Origin of the sequence: Caulobacter sp. Root1455 (assembly GCF_001426905.1) — a bacterium.
Classification (GTDB): domain Bacteria; phylum Pseudomonadota; class Alphaproteobacteria; order Caulobacterales; family Caulobacteraceae; genus Caulobacter.
Genome location: NZ_LMFQ01000012.1, coordinates 222058 through 242157, shown reverse-complemented (window position 1 = coordinate 242157; position 20100 = coordinate 222058). Strand labels below are relative to the sequence as shown.

The 20100-nt window shown below is 69.7% G+C and carries 16 protein-coding genes and 1 pseudogene; 14 read left to right on the top strand and 3 right to left on the bottom strand.

Features of this window, described 5'->3' with window-relative positions; genetic code table 11:
• Positions 1-146 precede the first annotated feature (146 nt).
• From ASD21_RS08525 to ASD21_RS08510, 4 genes are all read left to right on the top strand, one after another.
• Complete coding sequence (locus ASD21_RS08525; protein ID WP_056439518.1) at positions 147-1307, top strand: efflux RND transporter periplasmic adaptor subunit; 1161 nt, start codon at positions 147-149, stop codon at positions 1305-1307.
• A gap of 12 nt (positions 1308-1319) precedes the next feature.
• Positions 1320-4514 carry an efflux RND transporter permease subunit gene (locus tag ASD21_RS08520; RefSeq protein ID WP_056439514.1) on the top strand — a complete coding sequence of 1065 codons (3195 nt, stop codon included), beginning with the start codon at positions 1320-1322 and terminating at the stop codon, positions 4512-4514.
• A gap of 1 nt (position 4515) precedes the next feature.
• Positions 4516-5937, top strand: coding sequence for an efflux transporter outer membrane subunit (locus ASD21_RS08515; protein WP_056439512.1), 1422 nt, complete (start codon positions 4516-4518; stop codon positions 5935-5937).
• Positions 5938-6180: 243 nt separating this feature from the next.
• Positions 6181-7080 (top strand): aspartyl protease family protein, encoded by a 900-nt coding sequence (locus tag ASD21_RS08510; protein ID WP_056439509.1) that lies wholly within the window; start codon positions 6181-6183, stop codon positions 7078-7080.
• A gap of 30 nt (positions 7081-7110) precedes the next feature.
• Here the strand turns inward: ASD21_RS08510 and ASD21_RS08505 are convergent, their stop codons facing one another.
• The gene (locus tag ASD21_RS08505; RefSeq protein WP_056439506.1) at positions 7111-7614 is read right to left on the bottom strand and encodes a lipocalin-like domain-containing protein; all 504 of its coding nucleotides are present in this window, start codon (positions 7612-7614) and stop codon (positions 7111-7113) included.
• A gap of 89 nt (positions 7615-7703) precedes the next feature.
• On the opposite strand from ASD21_RS08505, the gene ASD21_RS08500 reads away from it, so the two are divergent.
• A complete protein-coding gene (locus ASD21_RS08500; RefSeq protein WP_056439503.1) occupies positions 7704-8273 on the top strand; it encodes a CGNR zinc finger domain-containing protein in 570 nt (189 codons plus the stop codon).
• 5 nt (positions 8274-8278) lie between these two features.
• Positions 8279-8428, top strand: a pseudogene (locus tag ASD21_RS24665) (hypothetical protein).
• On the opposite strand, the gene ASD21_RS08495 reads toward ASD21_RS24665, so the two are convergent.
• Positions 8380-8847, bottom strand: coding sequence for an Lrp/AsnC ligand binding domain-containing protein (locus ASD21_RS08495; RefSeq protein ID WP_082554687.1), 468 nt, complete (start codon positions 8845-8847; stop codon positions 8380-8382). The pseudogene ASD21_RS24665 and the gene ASD21_RS08495 sit on opposite strands and share 49 nt — an antisense overlap.
• 568 nt (positions 8848-9415) lie before the next feature.
• On the opposite strand from ASD21_RS08495, the gene putA reads away from it, so the two are divergent.
• From putA to ASD21_RS08470, 5 genes are all read left to right on the top strand, one after another.
• Positions 9416-12520: a bifunctional proline dehydrogenase/L-glutamate gamma-semialdehyde dehydrogenase PutA gene (gene putA, locus ASD21_RS08490; protein WP_056439498.1), complete on the top strand. Its 3105-nt coding sequence runs from the start codon at positions 9416-9418 to the stop codon at positions 12518-12520.
• 100 nt (positions 12521-12620) lie between these two features.
• On the top strand, positions 12621-13055 hold the full coding sequence (locus ASD21_RS08485) for a YciI family protein (RefSeq protein WP_056439495.1): 435 nt from the start codon (positions 12621-12623) through the stop codon (positions 13053-13055).
• 44 nt (positions 13056-13099) lie between these two features.
• A complete protein-coding gene (locus tag ASD21_RS08480; RefSeq protein WP_056439490.1) occupies positions 13100-14392 on the top strand; it encodes an RNA polymerase sigma factor in 1293 nt (430 codons plus the stop codon).
• Positions 14393-14493: 101 nt separating this feature from the next.
• Positions 14494-15819: a glycoside hydrolase 5 family protein gene (locus tag ASD21_RS08475; RefSeq protein WP_056439487.1), complete on the top strand. Its 1326-nt coding sequence runs from the start codon at positions 14494-14496 to the stop codon at positions 15817-15819.
• A gap of 213 nt (positions 15820-16032) precedes the next feature.
• On the top strand, positions 16033-17646 hold the full coding sequence (locus ASD21_RS08470; protein ID WP_056439485.1) for a carboxylesterase/lipase family protein: 1614 nt from the start codon (positions 16033-16035) through the stop codon (positions 17644-17646).
• A 188-nt stretch (positions 17647-17834) separates the two neighbouring features.
• Here the strand turns inward: ASD21_RS08470 and carA are convergent, their stop codons facing one another.
• Positions 17835-19001, bottom strand: a complete 1167-nt coding sequence (carA, locus tag ASD21_RS08465; RefSeq protein ID WP_056439482.1) for a glutamine-hydrolyzing carbamoyl-phosphate synthase small subunit — start codon at positions 18999-19001, stop codon at positions 17835-17837.
• Between the two features lie 269 nt (positions 19002-19270).
• Between carA and ASD21_RS08460 the strand changes: the two genes are divergently transcribed.
• The 3 genes from ASD21_RS08460 (at position 19271) to ASD21_RS08455 (ending at position 20092) form a co-directional block, all read left to right on the top strand.
• A complete protein-coding gene (locus tag ASD21_RS08460; RefSeq protein ID WP_056439480.1) occupies positions 19271-19567 on the top strand; it encodes a DUF1272 domain-containing protein in 297 nt (98 codons plus the stop codon).
• Positions 19568-19687: 120 nt separating this feature from the next.
• Positions 19688-19813, top strand: a complete 126-nt coding sequence (locus ASD21_RS25045) for a hypothetical protein (protein ID WP_268761006.1) — start codon at positions 19688-19690, stop codon at positions 19811-19813.
• Positions 19814-19912: 99 nt separating this feature from the next.
• Positions 19913-20092 (top strand): hypothetical protein, encoded by a 180-nt coding sequence (locus ASD21_RS08455; RefSeq protein WP_056439477.1) that lies wholly within the window; start codon positions 19913-19915, stop codon positions 20090-20092.
• Positions 20093-20100 lie beyond the last annotated feature (8 nt).

Here is a 20100-nt window from a genome sequence, read left to right as displayed (position 1 = left end):
GGACGGAACCCCCGAGGTTGACTTGCGACAACCTCGGACCTATGTCCAGCCCCGTTGAGAATGAACGTTCATTCTCATGTTGGTCACCAACAGGGCGTCGTCAAGGCTGAAGGCCTGCGACGCCCTGTCGCTCCTGGGGTTTCCGTATGTTTTTCGACCGTTCTCGCGCCGTCCTGTCGGCGGCCTCCCTGGCGGCCATCGCTCTGACCCTGGGAGCCTGCGGCCAAGGCAAGGGCGGCGCCGGCGGCATGGGCCCCGGCGGTCCGACTCCGGTCGGAGTCATCGTCGCCAGGACCGAGCCGGTCACCCTGACCACCGAACTGACCGGCCGCACCTCGGCCTATCTGGTCTCGGAAGTGCGCCCGCAGGTCGGCGGCATCATCAAGGCCCGCCTGTTCCAGGAAGGCGGCTATGTCCGCGCCGGCCAGCCGCTGTACCAGATCGATCCCGCCACCTATCAGGCCGCCTACAACAGCGCCGCGGCCGGACTGGCCCAGGCCCAGGCCACCGCCACGGCCGCCCAGCTGAAGGCCGAGCGCTACAAGGGCCTGGTCGAGATCAACGCCGTCTCCAAGCAGGACAACGACGACGCCCGGGCCGCCGCCCTGCAGGCCGTCGCCAATGTCGCCGCCCAGAAGGCCGCCCTGGACAGCGCCCGCATCAACCTGGGCTGGACCAAGGTCGTCTCGCCGATCTCGGGCCGCATCGGCAAGAGCTCGGTCACCCCGGGCGCCCTGGTCACCGCCAGCCAGGCCAACGCCCTGGCCACGGTCCAGGACCTGTCCAGGATCTATGTCGACCTGACCCAGTCCTCGTCCGACATGCTCAAGCTGCAGTCGGCGCTGAACAGCGGCCAACTGGGCCGCTCCGGCTCGGCCCAGGTGACTTTGAAGCTGGAGGACGGCTCGACCTATCCGATCTCGGGCCGCCTGGAGTTCTCGGACGTCACCGTCGATCCGACCACCGGTTCGGTCGGCTTGCGCGCCACCTTCGACAACCCCAACGGCGTGCTGCTGCCGGGCATGTACGTCCGCGCCGTGCTCGGCAAGGGCGTCGCCAACGGCGGCATGCTGATCCCGCAGGCGGCCGTCAGCCGCGATCCCAAGGGCAACGCCACCGTGATGGTGGTCGGCGCCAAGGGCGCGGCCGAGCCCCGCGTGATCGTCACCACCCAGACGGTGGGCGACAAATGGCTGGTGACCTCGGGCCTGAAGCCCGGCGACCAGGTCATCGTCGAGGGCCTGCTGAAGGTCCGCCCCGGCGCTCCGGTGAAGCCGGCCGTCATCACCGCCACCGCTGCTCAGTAAGGCCGGCCCGTCATGCTTTCCCGCTTCTTCATCGACCGGCCGATCTTCGCGTGGGTCGTCGCGATCGTCGTCATGCTGGCCGGGGCCCTGGCCATCCGCACCCTGCCGATCGCCCAGTATCCCAACATCGCCCTGCCCCAGGTCTCGATCAACGCCAACTATCCCGGCGCCTCGGCAAAGACCGTCGAGGACAGCGTCACCCAGGTCATCGAACAGAAGATGAAGGGCCTGGACGGCCTGAACTACATGTCGTCGACCAGCGACAGCTCGGGTTCGGCCACCACCACCCTGACCTTCAAGGCCGGCACCAACATCGACATCGCCCAGGTGCAGGTGCAGAACAAGCTGCAGACGGCCACCGCGCTGCTGCCCCAGGAAGTCCAGCAGCAGGGCCTGACGGTCGCCAAGTCGGCCCGCAACTTCCTGCTGATCGTCGGCATGTATTCGGATGATCCGACGACCACCAACACCGACCTGGCCGACTACATCGCCAGCAACCTGCAAGACCCCCTGAGCCGTGTCGACGGTGTCGGCGAGGTCCAGCTGTTCGGCGCGCAATACGCCATGCGCATCTGGCTGAATCCGACCAAGCTGGCCAGCTACAGCCTGACCCCCGCCGACGTGATCGCCGCCATCCGGGCCCAGAACGCCCAGGTCTCGGCCGGCCAGCTGGGCGGCGTGCCCAACCTGCCCGGCATCGGCCTGAACGCCACGATCACCGCCCAGTCGCGTCTGACCACCCCGGCCCAGTTCCAGGAGATCATCGTCAAGAACAGCCCCGGCGGCGCCATCGTGCACCTGCGCGACGTCGCGCGCGTGGAGCTGGGCGCGGACAGCTACGGCTTCGGCGCGAAGTTCAACGGCAAGCCGGCCGCCGGCCTGGCCATCCGGCTGGCCCCCGGCGCCAACGCGCTGGACACCGCCGACGCCATCAAGGCGCGGATGGCCCAGCTGGAGAAGAACTTCCCGGCCAGCTTCAAGTACGTCATCCCCTACGACTCCACGCCGTTCGTGAAGCTGTCGATCGAGGAAGTGGTCAAGACGCTGATCGAGGCCATCGTCCTGGTCTTCGTCGTGATGTTCCTGTTCCTGCAGAACTGGCGCGCGACCCTGATCCCGACCATCGCCGTGCCGGTCGTCCTTCTGGGCACCTTCGGGGTGCTGGCGGCCTTTGGCTATTCGATCAACACCCTGACCATGTTCGGCCTGGTGCTGGCCATCGGCCTGCTGGTCGACGACGCCATCGTCGTGGTCGAGAACGTCGAACGGGTGATGAGCGAGGAAGGCTTGTCGCCGCTCGAGGCCACCCGCAAGTCGATGAACGAGATCACCGGCGCCCTGATCGGCATCGCCCTGGTCCTGGCCGCGGTGTTCGTGCCGATGGCCTTCTTCGGCGGCTCGCAGGGCGTGATCTACCGCCAGTTCTCGATCACCATCGTTTCGGCCATGGCCTTGTCGGTGATGGTCGCCCTGATCCTGACGCCGGCCCTGTGCGCCACGCTGCTCAAGCCGGCCGCTCATGGCCAGGGCCACCTCCGCAGGACCGATCACCAGGGCCCGCTGGGCGCGGTGGCGAACCTCGCCAACCGCTTCTTCAACTGGTTCAACCGCAACTTCACCGACGTCAGCCAACGCTACCAGGGGACCGTCCGCGGCCTGCTGGGCAAGAGCGGCCGCTGGATGGTGGCCTACGGCGTGATCATCCTGGTGATGGGATTCCTGTTCATCCGCCTGCCCAGCGCCTTCCTGCCGGAAGAGGACCAGGGGATCATGATCACCCTCGTCCAGCTGCCGCCCGGCGCGCCGGAACACCGCACCCAGGCCGTGCTCGACCAGGTCCGCTCGCACTTCCTGGTCGACGAGAAGGACGCGGTGAAGTCGGTCTTCACCGTCGCCGGCTTCAGCTTCAGCGGCGCCGGCCAGAACGCCGGCCTGGCCTTCGTCCGCCTCAAGGACTTCGACGAGCGCAAGGCCGCCAACCTCAAGGCCAAGGCCGTGGCCGGTCGGGCCATGGGCAAGTTCATGCAGATCCGCGACGCCATGGTCTTCGCGGTCGTGCCGCCGGCCGTGCCGGAACTGGGCACGTCCTCGGGCTTCGACTTCCAGCTGCAGGACACCGGCGGCGTGGGCCACGACGCCCTGACCGCGGCGCGCAACCAGGTGCTGGGCATGGCCGCCCAGGATCCGACCCTGGCCGGCGTGCGTCCCAACGGCCAGGACGACACCCCGCAGCTGAAGATCGAGATCGACCAGGCCAAGGCCGGGGCGATGGGTCTGACCACGGCCGACATCAACGCCGCGCTCAGCGCCGCGTGGGGCGGCGCCTACGTCAACGACTTCATCGATCGCGGCCGGATCAAGAAGGTCTATGTCCAGGCCGACGCCCCCTACCGCATGCGTCCGGAAGACCTGGACAGCTGGTACGTCCGCACCAGCAGCGGCACGATGGCGCCGTTCAGTTCGTTCGCCACCAGCCACTGGATCTACGGCTCGCCGCGTCTGGAGCGCTACAACGGCCTGTCGTCGATGGACATCCAGGGCGCCCCGGCGCCGGGCAAGAGCTCGGGCCAGGCCATGGCCGCCATGGAGAAGATCGCCGCCAAGCTGCCGCCGGGCATCGGCTTCGAATGGACCGGCCTGTCGGCCCAGGAGCGCGAATCCGGCAACCAGGCGCCCGCCCTGTACGCCATCTCGATCCTGGTGGTGTTCCTGTTGCTGGCGGCCCTCTACGAAAGCTGGTCGATCCCGCTGTCGGTGATCATGGTCATCCCGCTGGGCATCGTCGGCGCCTTGCTGGCCACCTTCCTGCGAGGCCTGTCCAACGACATCTACTTCCAGGTGGGTCTGCTGACGACCATGGGCCTGGCGTCCAAGAACGCCATCCTGATCGTCGAGTTCGCCAAGGACCTGCACGAGAAGGGCCTGGATCTGGTCGAAGCGACGGTGGAAGCGGTCCGCATCCGTCTGCGCCCGATCATCATGACCTCGCTGGCCTTCGTGTTCGGCGTGCTGCCCCTGGCGATCTCCAACGGGGCCGGATCCGGGAGCCAGCACGCGATCGGCACCGGCGTGATCGGCGGCATGATCTCGGCGACCATCCTGGCGATCTTCTTCGTTCCGCTGTTCTTCGTGATCGTCGAACGGATCTTCAAACCCAAGCCGCGTCGACACGATGATGTCGTCACGACTCCGGCCGAGAGCCACTGAGATGCTTGCGCGTAACCTGACCCTCACCCTGCTCGCGGCCTCGGCGCTGGGCGCCTGCACCCTGGCGCCCAAGACCGAGCGCCCGGTCCTGCCGGTGGCCAACGCCTGGCCGATCGCGCAGTACAACACGGCTGGCAACACCGGCTCGACGGTCACCGCCGCCGACCTGGGCTGGCGCGAGGTTTTCATCGATCCGCGCCTGCAGGGCGTGATCGACCTGGCGCTGACCAACAACCGCGACCTGCGCGTGGCGATGCTCAACATCGAGCAGTCCCGCGCCCAGTACCGCATCCAGCGGGCGGCGCTCGCCCCGCGGATCGACGCCGCGGCGGCCGGGACGAGGGGCGAGAGCTCGTCGGCCCAGGTCGTCACGGGCGGCGACCGCTCGGTCGAGCTCTACACCGCCAGCGTCGGGATCACCGCCTGGGAGATCGACCTGTTCGGGCGCATCCGCAGCCTGAAGGACGCGGCCCTGCAGAACTATCTGGCCACGCGCGAGATCAGCCGCTCGGTGCAGATCAGCCTGATCGCCCAGACCGCCGGCGCCTGGCTGAACCTGGCCGCCGACCAGGACCTGCTGGCCCTGTCGCAGGAGACCCTGCGCACCCGCCAGGAGACCATGAACCTGGTGCGCCGGCGCTTCGAGGCGGGCGCCATCTCGCAGCTGGAGGTCAGCCAGGCCCAGACCCTGGTCGAAAGCGCCCGCAGCGACGTGGCCACCGCGATCGCCCTGCTCGAGCAGGACAAGAACGCCCTGCGCCTGGCGGTCGGCGCCGACGTGCCGGCCGACCTGCTGCCGGCCGGCGGCCTGGTCACCGCCCAGATCCTGCGCGACCTGCCGGCGGGCCTGCCGTCCGACGTGCTGACGCGCCGTCCCGACGTGCTGGCCGCCGAGCACCAGCTGGCCGGGGCCAACGCCAATATCGGCGCGGCCCGCGCGGCCTTCTTCCCGACCATCAGCCTGACGGGCCAGACCGGGGTCGCCAGCAACAGCCTGGGCAGCCTGTTCGACAGCGGCAACGGCGCCTGGACCTTCACGCCGCGCATCAGCCTGCCGATCTTCGCCGGCGGGGCGAACCTGGCCAATCTCGACAGCGCCAAGACCGGCCGCGACATCGCCGTGGCCAATTACGAGAAGGCGGTCCAGAGCGCCTTCCGCGAGGTCTCCGACGGCCTGGCCGTGCAGTCGACGATCCAGGAACGGGTCGGCTCGCAGGAACGGCTGGTCGCCGCCGCCAACGACACGGTCCGCCTGTCGCAGGCCCGCTACGGCGCGGGGATCGACAGCTCCCTGGCCGTGCTGGACGCCCAGCGCACGCTCTACACGTCGCAAAAGACCCTGATCGTCGCCCGCCTGGCGCGGGAGACCAATCTGGCCACGCTCTACAAGGCGCTCGGCGGCGGGGCTCCCCCCGCTCGCTGAGCCCACCAGATCCCCCGTCCCCAGCGGGGGAGTGCTAGCGGCGTCGCCCCCCGACGCCGCCAAGCCGGAAGGGGCGCGCTCCCCCAATCCCGCGCGCCCCTTCCAACCTGGGGATGGCCGCTCGTCGCGCGCCGCGCGCGGTTCGCCGCGAACGACCGCGAGTTCACTTTACCGCGACCCGCGGAACAGCGACCAAAAGCTCGGAAGGCGCGGCGGCGCGCCCACATCAGAGGGGGTGGCGACATGCCGGCGATCTTGCGTTCCTTGGGCGGCTTCGCCGCGTTCGGTTGGGCCGCGTTCGGTTGGGCCGCGATCGGCCTGGCCCTGGCGGCGGCGCCAGCCCTTGCCGTGACCCCGCGCCCCGCGCCGCCGGCCCAGCCGGTGACCATCCCGCTGGAGCCCTATCTGGGCGTGCTGTGGTCGTTCCAGGCCGAGGTCGACGGCAAGCCGCGCCGCTTCCTGCTCGACACCGCCGGCGGCATCACCGTGATCTCGCAGCCGTTCGCCGACTCCATCGGCTGCAAGCCCTGGGGACGGGTCACCGGCTTCCGGATGCGCGGCGACCGGGTGGACGCGCCCCGCTGCGACGACGTCGGCCTGACGGCGGCGGGCGTGCCGCTGAAGGCCCCGACCGCCGGGGTCATCGACTTCTCGACCCTGCTGCCCAAGGACGCTCCGCCGCTGGACGGCTCGGTGGCGATGGACGCCTTCGCCGGCCGCGCGGTCACCCTGGACCTGTCCGGCCGCCGGCTGATCGTCGAAACGCCCGACAGCCTGAAGGCCCGGGCCCGGGAGGGCGTCGAGGTGCCCGTCCGCTTCAGCCGCGAGGCCATGGGCCTGGCCCTGACGCCGTTCGTGGCCGCCCCGACCGCCAAGGGCCGGATTTGGCTGGAGCTGGACTGTGGCAGCACCGGCGCCCTGGTGATCGGCAAGCACGTCGCCGACCTGCTGGGGCTGGATCCGGCGGTCCAGAAGGGCCAGACCGTGGAGATGACCCTGGTCGGCGGCCCGAAGATCAGCGGAAAGGTCCTTGTCGACGACATGATCCTGGACGGCAATATCGGCGTCCCGGCCCTGTCGGCCTGGATCGTGACGCTGGATCTGGCCAACGAGCGGGCGTGGATCGCGCCGGCGAAGCCTTAGACTCACGGGGACATGTCCCCCGCTTCTTCCCTAACGCTCGCGCCGCCACTCCGAGATCGGGATCGAGCCGTCGGGACGCGGCGTGGGCACCTGATAGCTGAGGCTGTCGGCGGTCAGGACGTATTTGCGCCGCTGCTCCGTCCCTTCCCAGTTGGCGAACGACGCGCCCTCGATCCGGAACACCAGCGCGTGGGCGGCCGCGTCGATGGCGACGGTCCCGTAGTGGGTGGACGATCCGAGCACCGCGCCGGCGTTCTCCTCCGGGGTGGCGGTGCGCTTGTCGCCCGAGGCGACGCGGGGGCGGTCGCCGTCGAAGATCTGCAAGCTGTAGCGCCCCTGGGCGTCGATGATCAGCCGCCCCTTGGGGTGCTCGCCGTAGTCGCGGGCCCGCGCGCCGTCCGGCTTGAGGCGGTCGGCCGCCGTCAGGGTCCAGGTCCCGGCCAGGGCGGGCTCGGCCGCCGTCGCGACGGTCGTCGACAGCGCGCTCGCCAGCGCCAGGCCGGCGCCTAGACAGGCTTTCAGGGTCAATCTCATCTCACGCTCCTATATGTAACCTGTTTATCAGGTTAGCTTGCTAAGCATCGGCGAGGCATTGTAACCTGTCAATCCAGTTTGGAGGACGCATGACGGCGAAGGCGGAGGTCCGCGACGGTTTCAAGTTTCGCGGCGGCAGTCCGGCCCTGGACCTGGCGGCGACGGTCGTCGGGCGGCTGGGCTCGGCCCCGCGCGACCTGCTGGCGACGCCGGCCGACCTCGACCGCTGGCTGGTGGCGGCGGAGTTGGTCCAGGCCCCGCCGGGCGCCACCGACGGCAACCTGGTCCAGGCCCGGTCGCTGCGCGAGGCGCTCTACCGCCTGGCCCTGTCGCGGGCCGAGGGCGCCGCCCTGCCCGACGCCGACCGCGACCTGCTCAACGGCTACGCCGCCCTGCCCGCCGCGCCGCTGCAGCTGGGCGCCGACGGCCGCGCCCACCTGTCCGGCGACGTGCGGGGCCTGCTGGCGGAACTGGCCCGCGAGGGCGTGTCGCTGCTGGGCGGCGACTTCGGCGACCGCATCCGCCAATGCGAGGGCCCGCCCTGCGCGGTGCTGTTCGTCGACACCTCGCGCAAGGGCGACCGCCGCTGGTGCTCGATGAGCGCCTGCGGAAACAAGGCCAAGGTGGCGGAATATCGGAAGCGGGAGAAGGGCGGCTAAGCCGTGTGTCCTTCGAGGCTCGCCTGCGGCTCGCACCTCAGGATGGAGGTAAGTGAGTTCCTCATCCTGAGGCGCCCGCGCAGCGGGCCTCGAAGGACGCACCGCGCTACAACGGCAGCTGCACCGTGCTCTTGACCTCTTCCAGCACCGCGTAGGTCCGCGTCTCGCGCACGCCCGGCATCTTGACGAGGATGTCGCCGAGGAAGTTGCGATAGGCCTCCATGTCGCGCACCCGAGCCTTGATCAGATAGTCGAAGCCGCCGGCCACCATGTGGCATTCCAGGATCTCGGGGGCGCGGCGCACGGCCGCCCCGAACTCCTCGAACACGTCGCCGGTCGTGCGGTCCAGCACCACCTCGACGAAGATCAGCAGGGCGCGGTCGACCTTGGCCGGATCGAGCAGCGCCGCGTAGCCGGTGATGAACCCCCGCTCGCGCAGTCGCCGCACGCGGTCGAAAGTGGCGGCCGGCGACAGGTTGCAGCGCTTGGCCAGTTCGGCGTTGGTGATGCGCCCATCGGCCTGCAGAACCCGCAAAAGCCGGCGATCGGTTTCATCCAGAGCAGACATGGCGATTCCCAAGCTTCACCGAAGATAATTCGGAAATTTGTACCAACAAACAAAGCACCTTCACAAGAACCAGGATTATACCCCCCATCGTTCTAGCGAGCTCGGCCGCCACCTCCCCCCTCGGCGCCCCGGCGGACTTCGACCAGCCTCCGCCATTCCCCCCGGCGGAGCGCAGGCGCGGCGCCCTCTCCCCCGTAGGCGCCGCGTGAGAGCGGAAGGGACGCGCGACCTCCCCCCGTATCGCGTCCCTTCCCACCTCTCCCCTTCCCCATCATTGTTCTGATTTGAGGTTGGCGCCCGGTGCGTGGCCCTCGTCCTTCGACAGGCTCAGGATGAGGACCATTTACAGGCCCGATTACCTGCTCGAGCCGTAGAAAAACCTCATCCTGAGCTTGTCGAAGGACGAGGTTTTCGCCACTGGGCCGAATGTCATCGCGACAGGGTGACGCAGCCGTGGAGCGAACAACGAAATCTGGCGCTTTCGCCGAAGATCATCCTGCCTGAGCACTCAACAAACGAAGCACCTTCGAACAAGCCGGCGATATAGCGACGATATACCTATAGCGAGGCGACCATGACCGATTGGGACTCCCTGGACGACGGCAAGTATCGCGACGAGGCGACGGTGATCGCCGACCTGCTGGCCGCCCAGGCCCTGAGCAGCGAAGACCGCGCCGCGGTCCGCGCCGAGGCCGAGGCCCTGGTCCGCGGCGCCCGCCGCAGCGTCCGCAAGCAGGGCGTGGTCGAAAGCTTCCTGCAGGAGTTCAGCCTGGGCACCCGCGAGGGCCTGGCCCTGATGTGCCTGGCCGAGGCCCTGCTGCGCACCCCCGACGACGACACCCGCGACAAGCTGATCGCCGAGAAGATCGGCTCGGCCGACTGGGCGTCCCACCTGGGCGGCAGCGACAGCCTGTTCGTCAACGCCTCGACCTGGGGCCTGATGCTGACCGGCAAGATCGTCGAGCCCGACGATCAGGCGCAGAAGGACCTGCCGGCCTTCATCAAGAAGGTCGCCGGGCGCCTGGGCGAACCGGTGATCCGCGCCGCCGTCGGCCAGGCCATCCGCATCATGGGCGAGCAGTTCGTGCTGGGCCGCACCATCGAGGCGGCCATCAAGCGCGCCGCCAACGACGGCGACATCTGCAGCTTCGACATGCTGGGCGAAGGCGCCCGCACCGCCGCCGACGCCGCCCGCTACGAAAGGGCCTATGCCGACGCGATCGAAACCGTCGGCAAGCTGTCGAGGGCCAACGGTTCTTGGGCCGGCCCCGAAACCGGCCACGGCGTGTCGGTCAAGCTGTCGGCCCTGACCCCGCGCTACGAGGCCACGCAAGAGGCCCGCGTCTGGGACGAGCTCTATCCGCGCATCCTCCGCCTGGCCCTGATCGCCGCCAGGCACGACCTGAACTTCACCATCGACGCCGAGGAAGCCGACCGCCTGGCCCTGTCGCTGAAGCTGCTGGACCGGCTGTGCCGCGAACCCGAGCTGGGCGCGTGGCGGGGCCTGGGTCTGGCCGTCCAGGCCTATCAGAAGCGCTGCCCCGAGGTGATCGCCCGCCTGACGGCCCTGTCGCAGGAAACCGGCCGCCGCCTGATGGTCCGCCTGGTCAAGGGCGCCTACTGGGACAGCGAGATCAAGCGCGCCCAGGTCGCCGGCCGCCCGGACTATCCGGTCTACACCACCAAGCCGGCCACCGACCTGTCGTACCTGGTCTGCGCCAAGGCCCTGATCGCGGCCGCCCCGCACCTCTACGCCCAGTTCGCCACCCACAACGCCCACACCCTGGCCGCCGTGGTCCGGATGGCCAAGAACGCCGGCGTCAAGATCGAGCACCAGCGCCTGCACGGCATGGGCGAGGCCCTCTACAAGGCCGCCGACGACCTCTATGACGGCGTCACGCTGCGGGCCTACGCCCCGGTGGGCGGCCACGAGGACCTGCTGCCCTATCTGGTTCGCCGCCTGCTGGAGAACGGCGCCAACACCTCGTTCGTCCACGCCCTGCTCGACGAGCGGGTGCCGGTCGAGAAGGTGGTGGTCGACCCGATCACGGCCGTCGAGGCCCATCCCGACCGCCACGCCAAGATCCCGACGCCGACCCATGTCTACGGCCCCCGCCGCCAGAACAGCGCGGGCCTGGACCTGTCGGTGAAGGCCGACCGCGACCGCCTGGCCGCCCACGTGGTCGAGCTGGACGGCCTGACCCTGGCGGCCGGCCCGCTGATCGGCGGCAAGCTGACGGCCGGCGCCCCGCCGACGCCGGTGCGGAGTCCGACCGACCACGACCGCGTGGTCGGCGAGGTGTCCGAAGCCCAGCTGCCGCAGATCGATCAGGCCTTCCGTCTGGCCCGCGCCGCCCAGCCCGCCTGGGACCAGGCCGGCGGCCCCGCACGCGCTGAAGTTCTCCGCGCCATGGGCGACGCCCTGGAGGCCAATCTCGAGCGTCTTTGCGCCCTGCTCTCGCGCGAAGCCGGCAAGACCTTGCCCGACGCCATCGCCGAGGTGCGCGAGGCCGTCGACTTCTGCCGCTACTACGCCAAGCTCGCCGAAGAGCAGTTCGGCCTGGCCGGCGAGGTCCTGACCGGACCGGTCGGCGAGACCAACACCCTGCGCCTGGCCGGGCGCGGCGTCTTTGTCTGCATCAGCCCGTGGAACTTCCCGCTGGCCATCTTCACCGGCCAGATCGCCGCCGCCCTGGCGGCCGGCAACGCGGTGCTGGCCAAGCCGGCCGAGCAGACCCCGCTGATCGCCTTCGAGGCCGTGAAGCTGTATCACGCCGCTGGCCTGGACCACCGCCTGCTGGCCCTGCTGCCGGGTCGCGGCGAGACGGTCGGCGCGGCCCTGACCGCCCATGAGGGCGTGGACGGCGTGGCCTTCACCGGCGGCACCGACACCGCCTGGCGGATCAACCAGACGCTCGCCCAGCGCCAGGGTCCGATCGTGCCGTTCATCGCCGAGACCGGCGGGCTGAACGGCATGTTCGTCGACACGACGGCGCAACGCGAGCAGGTGATCGACGACGTGATCCTGTCGGCCTTCGGCTCGGCCGGCCAGCGCTGCTCGGCCCTGCGCCTGCTGTTCCTGCCGCAGGACACCGCCGACCACATCATCGACGGCCTGAAGGGCGCGATGGACGCCCTGGTCATCGGCGACCCGGCCCTGGCCGTCACCGACGTCGGCCCGGTGATCGACCCCGACGCCAAGGCGGCGCTGGACAAGCACCTGAAGCGCCTCAAGCACGAGGCCAAGGTTCTCCACACCCTGCCCGCGCCGGAGACCGGCACCTTCTTCGCCCCGGTCCTGGCCGAGATCCCCGCCGCCGACTTCCTGGAGCGCGAGGTGTTCGGCCCGGTGCTGCACGTGGTGCGCTACCAGCCCGAGGATCTCGAGCAGGTGGCCGGCGCCCTGGCGGCCCGCCGCTACGGCCTGACCCTGGGCGTCCACTCGCGGATCGAGAGCTTCGCGGCCGACGTCCAGCGCCTGGTCCCGGCCGGCAACTGCTACGTCAACCGCTCGATGACCGGCGCCGTGGTCGGCGTCCAGCCGTTCGGCGGCGAGGGCCTGTCGGGCACCGGTCCCAAGGCCGGCGGCCCCCACGCCCTGCTGCGCTACGCGGTGGAGCGGGCGCTGAGCATCAACATCACCGCCCAGGGCGGAGATCCCACGCTGCTGAATCTGTAAACTCGGGCAAACTCGCGGGGCCATGTCGATTTCCGACGAGCTCGTTCGTCGTCCTGACGGAGACGCCATAGGGGTCGGCTCAAAACGAGGAGACAGGACCATGCGGGTTATGGTGTTCGTGAAGGCCGCCGAGAACGTGGACATGGACGCGGCGCCCACGCCCGAGCAGCTGGAGGCCTTCGCGGCGATGGACCGGTTCACCGAGGAGCTGGTCCAGGCCGGCGTCTTCATCGCCGCCGCCGGCCTCAAGGCCGGCGCCGAGGCCAAGCGCGTCGTTTTCGACGGTCCCGCCCGCACGGTCACCGACGGGCCGTTCGCCGAGAGCCGCGAGCTGGTCGTCGGCTTCTCGATCTGGGAGGTCAAGGACATGGACGAGGCCGTGGCCTGGGCCAAGCGCAGCCCCAATTGCATGCCCGGCCGCAGCGAGGTCGAGATCCGGCCGTTCTACGAGGCCGAGGACCTGGCGGCGTTCATGCCCCCCGAGGAGCTCGCCGCGCCCCGTGACGGCGCGCGCGGCAAGCTCGGCGTCGCCTGACGCCGGCGGCTTGTCTCCTCCGCGGCCTTGGTCGAAAAGGCCGTATGACCGCGGGCGAGACGCACACTTCGGGCGAGACGCATCGGGCGATCGAGGCGACCTTTCGCATTGAACGGGCCCGACTGATCGCGGGCCTGGCCCGCATGGTGCGGGATGTCGGCCTCGCCGAGGAGCTGGCGCAGGACGCGCTGGTTGTCGCCCTGTCCGAATGGCCCAGGACCGGCGTTCCGGCCAATCCGGGCGCCTGGCTGATGGCCGTCGCCAAGCGGCGCGCCATCGACGCCCTCCGGCGCGACAAGATGCGCGATCGCAAGCACGAGGAGATCGCGCGGACGCTGGACGAGATGTCCCACGGCGCGGTCGAGTCGATCGAGGCGGCCATGGACGACGATCTCGGCGACGAATTGCTGGGCCTGATCTTCACGGCCTGCCACCCCATCCTGTCGCCCGACGCCCGGGCGTCGCTGACCCTGAAGGTCATAGGCGGCCTGACGACCGACGAGATCGCCCGCGCCTTCCTGTCGAACGAGGCGACGATTGCCCAGCGCATCGGTCGCGCGAAGAAGACGATCGCCAAGGCGGGACTGAACTTCGAGGCGCCGCGCGAGGCCGAACGGGCGGCGCGGCTGCCCTCCGTGCTGGAGGTCGTCTATCTGATCTTCAACGAAGGCTACGCCGCCACGGCGGGCGATGATCTGGTCCGGCCCGGCCTGTGCCTGGAGGCGCAGCGGCTGGGCCGCATCCTGGCGGGGCTGATGCCGCGGGACGCCGAGGTGCTGGGCCTGCTGGCCCTGATGGAGATCCAGGCGTCGCGCATCGCGGCGCGCGCCGGGCCGGACGGCGGCGTCGTGCCGCTGACCGAGCAGAACCGGGCCCGCTGGGACCATCTGCTGATCCGCAGAGGCCTTGACGCCCTGGCCCGCGCCGAGGCCCTGGCCAAGGCGGTCGGCGGCGATGGTCCCTACGTCCTGCAAGCCGCGCTCGCGGCCTGCCATGCGCGGGCGCGCGGCGCGGCCGACACCGACTGGCCCCGCATCGCCGCGCTCTACGATCGGCTGCGCGCGGCGATGCCCTCGCCGGTGGTCGATCTCAATCGGGCGATCGCCCACAGCATGGCCTTCGGGCCCGAGACGGGCCTGCGGCTGGTCGACGAGATCGCCGGCGACGCCTTGCCGAACTACGCGCCGCTGCCGGCGGCGAGGGGCGATTTCCTGTTTCGGGCCGGCCGACTGGCCGAGGCCCGCTCGCAATTCGAGGCGGCGGCCAAGCTCACCCGTAACGGACGGGAACGGACCTTTCTCCTCGCACGGGCGGAGGCCTGCGGCCGCGAGCCCTGAAACCTGTTTCCGAGCGTCCCATTCTGAAAACAAATTTATTTAATCCCTTCCCCCGCGCCCTCGCCGTCCGCTAGGCTGCGTCAAAACACGGGGAGGCAAACATGCTGTCGAGACGCCATCTGCTGGTCGCGGGCGCCGCCGCCATGGTCGCCGGCCAGGCCCAGGCCGACATCACGCCCTCTTCCGCCTTCGTGACCGTCAAGGACGGCCGCCTCAGCCTGGACGGCAAGCCCTATCGCTTCGTCGGCGCGAACCTCTGGTACGGGGCCTGGCTGGGCTCACCGGGGGTGTCGGGCGACACCGCGCGGCTGGAGCGCGAACTGGACCGGCTGAAGGCCCTGGGCGTCACCAACCTGCGCATCCTGGGCGCGGGCGAGAAGTCCCCGGCCAAGGTGGCCATCGACCCCACCTTCCGCGGCCCCGGCGAGGACTACGACCAGGACCTGCTCAAGGGCCTGGACGTGGTGTTGGCGCAGATGGCCAAGCGCGACATGAAGGCGGTGATCTACGTCAACAACTTCTGGGACTGGTCGGGCGGCATGCCGGCCTATCTGCGCTGGACCGGCAACGGCGAATGGTTCCAGCAGGGCGACCCCGCCCATCCTTGGCCGGAATTCGCCGACTACTCCGCCCGCTTCTACGGCGACGCCAAGGCGCAGGACCTGTTCCGCCACTATCTGCGCGCCCTGGTCGGCCGGGTCAGCAGCGTCACCGGCCAGCCCTATCGCGACGACCCGACGATCATGGCCTGGCAGCTGGCCAACGAGCCGCGTCCGGGCGGCAGCGAGGCGTTCGGCGTTGCGAACCTGCCGACCTATTATCGCTGGATCGCCGAGACCTCGGCGCTGATCAAGGCGCTGGATCCGCGCCATCTGGTCACCACCGGCAGCGAGGGCGCCATGGGCTGCTTGGAGCGCGAGTCCTGCGTGGTCGAGGCCCACAGGCCGGCCAGCATCGACTACATGACCCTGCACGTCTGGCCCAACAACTGGGGCTGGATCGACCCCAAGAACCAGCCGGCGACCTATGCGGCCGGCGAGGCCAAGTGCCGCGACTACGTCACCCGCCACATCGCCATCGCCAAGCGCCTGGGCAAGCCGCTGGTGATCGAGGAGTTCGGCCTGGTCCGCGACGGCCGCGCCTTCGCGCCCGGCGGTCCCACCACCGACCGCGACCGCTTCTACCGCATGATCTACGGCCTGGTCCTGGCCGACATGAAGGCCCGCGGGCCGCTGGCGGGGACCAACTTCTGGGCCTGGAACGGCGAGGGCCGCGGCCAGCACGCCGACGCCTGGTTCAAGATGGGCGACCGCGCCTATGTCGGCGATCCGCCGCAGGAGGAGCAGGGGCTGTTCGGCCTGTTCGACGCCGACGCCTCGACCCTGGCGGTGGTGCGGGCGCACGCCACGGCGGTGAGCGCGCTTTAACTCCTCCCCCCGTGGGGGAGGCGGCGCGAAGGCGCCGGTGGGGGGAGCAGACCCACCTCGGCAAACTCCCCCCTCCGTCGGCTTCGCCGACACCTCCCCCACAGGGGGAGGAACTCAGGCCCATCGCACGGCCCAAAAAGTGGATGTCACCGGTGTCATGATCCGTGGTAGCGATTCCACCGAACGCGAGCCCAACCGCGTCGGAGGAAGCTCATGGATCACCCTCACGTCGATCGTCGCGGCCTGATCGCCGGCGCGGGCGCGGCCCTCGCCCTGGCCTCCACCCCCGCCCTCGCCGCCAAACCCGGCCCGGTCGTGGCCACCACCCACGGCAAGGTGCGCGGCGCCGGCGGCGACGGCGCCCAGGTGTTCAAGGGCCTGCGTTACGGGGCCGACACCGGTGGAGCGGGACGCTTCATGCCGCCCCAGCCGCCCAAGCCCTGGACCGGCGTCGCCGACGCCCTGGCCTACGGCGCGGCCTGCCCGCAGGGCAAGGGCGAGGACGGCGAGGCGCAAAGCGAGGACTGCCTGTTCCTGAACGTCTGGACGCCCGCCAAGGCCGGCAAGACGGGCGGGCTGGCCGACGGCGTGAAGCGGCCGGTGATGTTCTACATCCACGGCGGCGCCTATAACACCGGCTCGGGCGCCAGCCCCTGGTACGACGGGACCAAGCTGGCCAAGCGCGGCGACGTGGTGGTGGTCACGGTCAACCACCGGCTCAACGCCTTCGGCTACCTCTATCTGCCCCGCCTGTTCGACGATCCGTCGGTGGCCGACAGCGGCAATGCCGGCCAGATGGACCTGGTCCTGGCCCTGCGATGGGTGCGCGACAACATCGCCGCGTTCGGCGGGGATCCGGGCAACGTCATGCTGTTCGGCCAGTCGGGCGGCGGCGCGAAGATCGCCACCCTGATGGCCATGCCGACCGCCAAGGGCCTGTTCCACCGCGCCGCCACCATGAGCGGCCAGCAGGTCACCGCCGCCGGTCCGTTCAACGCCACCAAGCGCGCCAAGGGCTTCATCGACAAGCTGGGGATCAAGGACCTGGCCGCCCTGCGCGCCCTGCCCGCCGAGACCTTCCTGGGCGGCCTGAAGGCGGTCGACCCGATCGCCGGCGGCGGCGGGGTCTATATGGGCCCGGTGCTGGACGAGCGGACCCTGACCCGCCACCCGTTCTTCCCGGACGCCTCGCCGGTGGGCCTGTCGGTGCCGATGATGTGCGGCAACACCCATGACGAGGTGCGCGGCTTCGTGGGTTACGACAAGAGCCTGCTGGACCTGACCTGGGAACAGGTGATCGCCAAGCTGCCCAGCCAGTTCAACGCCCGCGTCGACATCGACCCGGCCACGGTGGTGGCGGCCTACCGCAAGATCTATCCGAACTACTCGCCGTCGGACGTCTATTTCGCGGCGGCGACCGCTGGCCGCTCGTGGAAGGCGGCGATCATCCAGGACGAGGAACGCGCCAAGGCCGGCGTCCCCGCCTGGGCCTACCAGCTGAACTGGCGCGCGCCCAAGGACGGCGGCGTCTGGGGCGCGCCCCACACGCTGGACATGCAGCTGGTGTTCGGCAATTTCGACGCGCCCGGCGTGATCACCGGCTCGGGTCCGGACGCGGTGGCCATGCACGAGCGCCTGGCCGACGCCTTCATCGCCTTCGCGCGGACGGGCAACCCCAACACCTCGTCGCTGCCCAACTGGCAGCCCTATGAGCTGCCGAGACGGCAGACCATGGTGTTCGACAATGTCTCGCGCCTGGAGGACGACCCGCGCGGCGCCGAGCGCGAGCTGTTCAACAAGGTCCCGTTCATCCAGTTCGGGACTTAAAAGAAAACCCTCTCCCAGAGGGAGAGGGCGGGGCCCGCCGCGCAGCGGTGGGAGGGTGAGGGGCTACGCCCTCACCGATTTCCCGCGAACGCCCTGCCGGCACGCCGTCGGACGGTTTACCCCCTCACCCTCCCAAGCTTCGCTTGGGTCCCTCCCTCTCCCCATGGGAGAGGGTGAGAAGAGACGTCCTACTTCGCCGCGTCCATCAGGCCGGCGAAGCGCTCGAACAGGTACAGGCTGTCCGTCGGCCCGGGCGAAGCCTCCGGGTGGTGCTGGACGCTGAACACCGGCTTGTCGGTCAGGGCGATGCCGGCGTTGGTGCCGTCGAACAGCGAGACGTGGGTCTCGGTGACCGCTTTCGGCAGCGAAGCGCTGTCGACGGTGAAGCCGTGGTTCATCGAGACGATCTCGACCTTGCCGGTCGTCAGGTCCTTCACGGGGTGGTTGGCCCCATGGTGCCCCTGCTCCATCTTCACGGTCTTGGCGCCCACCGCCAGGGCCAGCATCTGGTGTCCCAGGCAGATGCCGAACACCGGCTTGCCGCTGGCGACCAGTTTCTGGATTTCGGGCACCGCGTATTCGCCGGTCGCGGCCGGATCGCCCGGGCCGTTGGACAGCAGCACGCCGTCAGGATTGCGGGCCAGGATGTCCTCGGCCGAGGTGTTGGCCGGCACCACCGTGGCGCGGGCGCCGACATGGGCCAAGGCGCGCAGGATGTTGCGCTTGACGCCGTAGTCCAGGACCACGACCTCGTACTTGGGCTTGTCCAGCTTTGCGTAGCCTTCCGGCCACGACCACAGGCCCTCGTCCCAGGTGAAGGTCTGGGTGGTCGAAGCGTCCTTGGCCAGGTCCAGGCCTTCCAGCCCGGCCCAGGCCTTGGCCTTGGCGACCAGGGCGTCGAGGTCGAACTTGCCCTCCGGCGAGTGGGCGATCACGCCGTGCGGCATACCGGTCTCGCGGATCTTGCGGGTGAGGGCGCGGGTGTCGACGCCGGCCAGGCCGATCATGTTGCGACGCTTCATCCAGCCGTCGAAGTCACTGTCGGCGCGCCAGTTGGCCTGGTCGGTCGGGGCGTCGCGGAAGATCGCGCCGCGGGCGGCCGTCTCGGCGCCGCCGGCCATCTGCTCCAGGTCCTCGACGTTCGTGCCGACATTGCCCACGTGCGGGAAGGTGAAGGCGACGATCTGGGCCATGTAGGAGGGATCGGTCAGGATCTCCTGGTAGCCGGTCATGGCGGTGTTGAAGCACACCTCGCCGACCGCGTCGCCGACCGCGCCGCAGCCGACGCCTTGCAGGATCGTGCCGTCGGCCAGGGCCAGAACACCAGTGACGCCGGGGAGAAGGTCTTGGGACATCTCGGAAAGCGCCTCCAGAAACGCGGGGCCGGAATAGGCCGATCATTGTCGCAAAAAGGCGGGCTGGGAGTAACCCCCACCCGCCGCGCAAACGGCGGCGTGTCTAGGGGTCTAAAGGTGGGGGGTCAACCCCTTCGATCACGGGAGTCGGGGCGCCCGCCCACATTCCCGTGATCGGTGAAAGAGTCCCCTCGCGCGGGAAGCCCCGGAGCCCTTATGCTGGAAGGGTTAAGCGCCACAATAAGCATTAGAACACGGGAGGACGGCCCATGCTCGAACTGCGCCCCAATTGCGAGTGCTGCGATCGCGACCTGCCGCCCGACAGCCCGGACGCGCGGATCTGCACCTTCGAATGCACCTTCTGCGCCGACTGCGTGGAGACGCGATTCTCCGGGGTCTGCCCCAACTGCGGCGGCGACCTCTCGGCCCGGCCCATCCGCCCCGCCGCCGCCCTGCACCGGTTCCCCGCCTCGCTGAAGCGCGTCTACAAGGCCCATCCGGCCTGCGCCAGCGTGCGGCCGCCGCCGTCCAGGCCCTCGCAGCCCGCGCCGCCCTCCTGGGCCTGAGGGGCGCTTAGTCTCTTCGGCGCCCCGGCTGGAACAACTTGTCGCAGGGCCGCATCCATCGGCGTCGGCGGCGCGTTAATTCCTTGAAGCTCATGGTCAAGCTTCAAAGGAGTCGATCCCATGAGCACCCGCGCCGCCCGCATCGCCGCCGCCCGCTGGCCCGGCCTGGCCGAGACGAGCCTGCGCGTCCTGCTTGTGGTCACCGCGTCGGTCGCCGCGGCGATCTTCGTCGCGCAAAGCTTCTAGGCCCGCAAAAACCTATCTTGGCCTTAGGAACGTCGGGAAGCCGACGCCGTTAGGACGGTGTGGGGAGGGGGCGCTTTCCAACTGTGCCTGTACCTTTGAATGTCCAATTCCTTTGATGATCCCGCCGAAGAACCGGCCACGACCGTTTCGGCGAACCTGACCGAGCAGATGCTCCACCTGACCAACCGGTTCGAGGAGGAGCGCCTCAAGCTCGAGGAGCGCACGTTCCGAACCGACACCGAAGACGAGGAGCAGAGCGAAGGCGGCAAGAAGGACTGAGCGCCTTC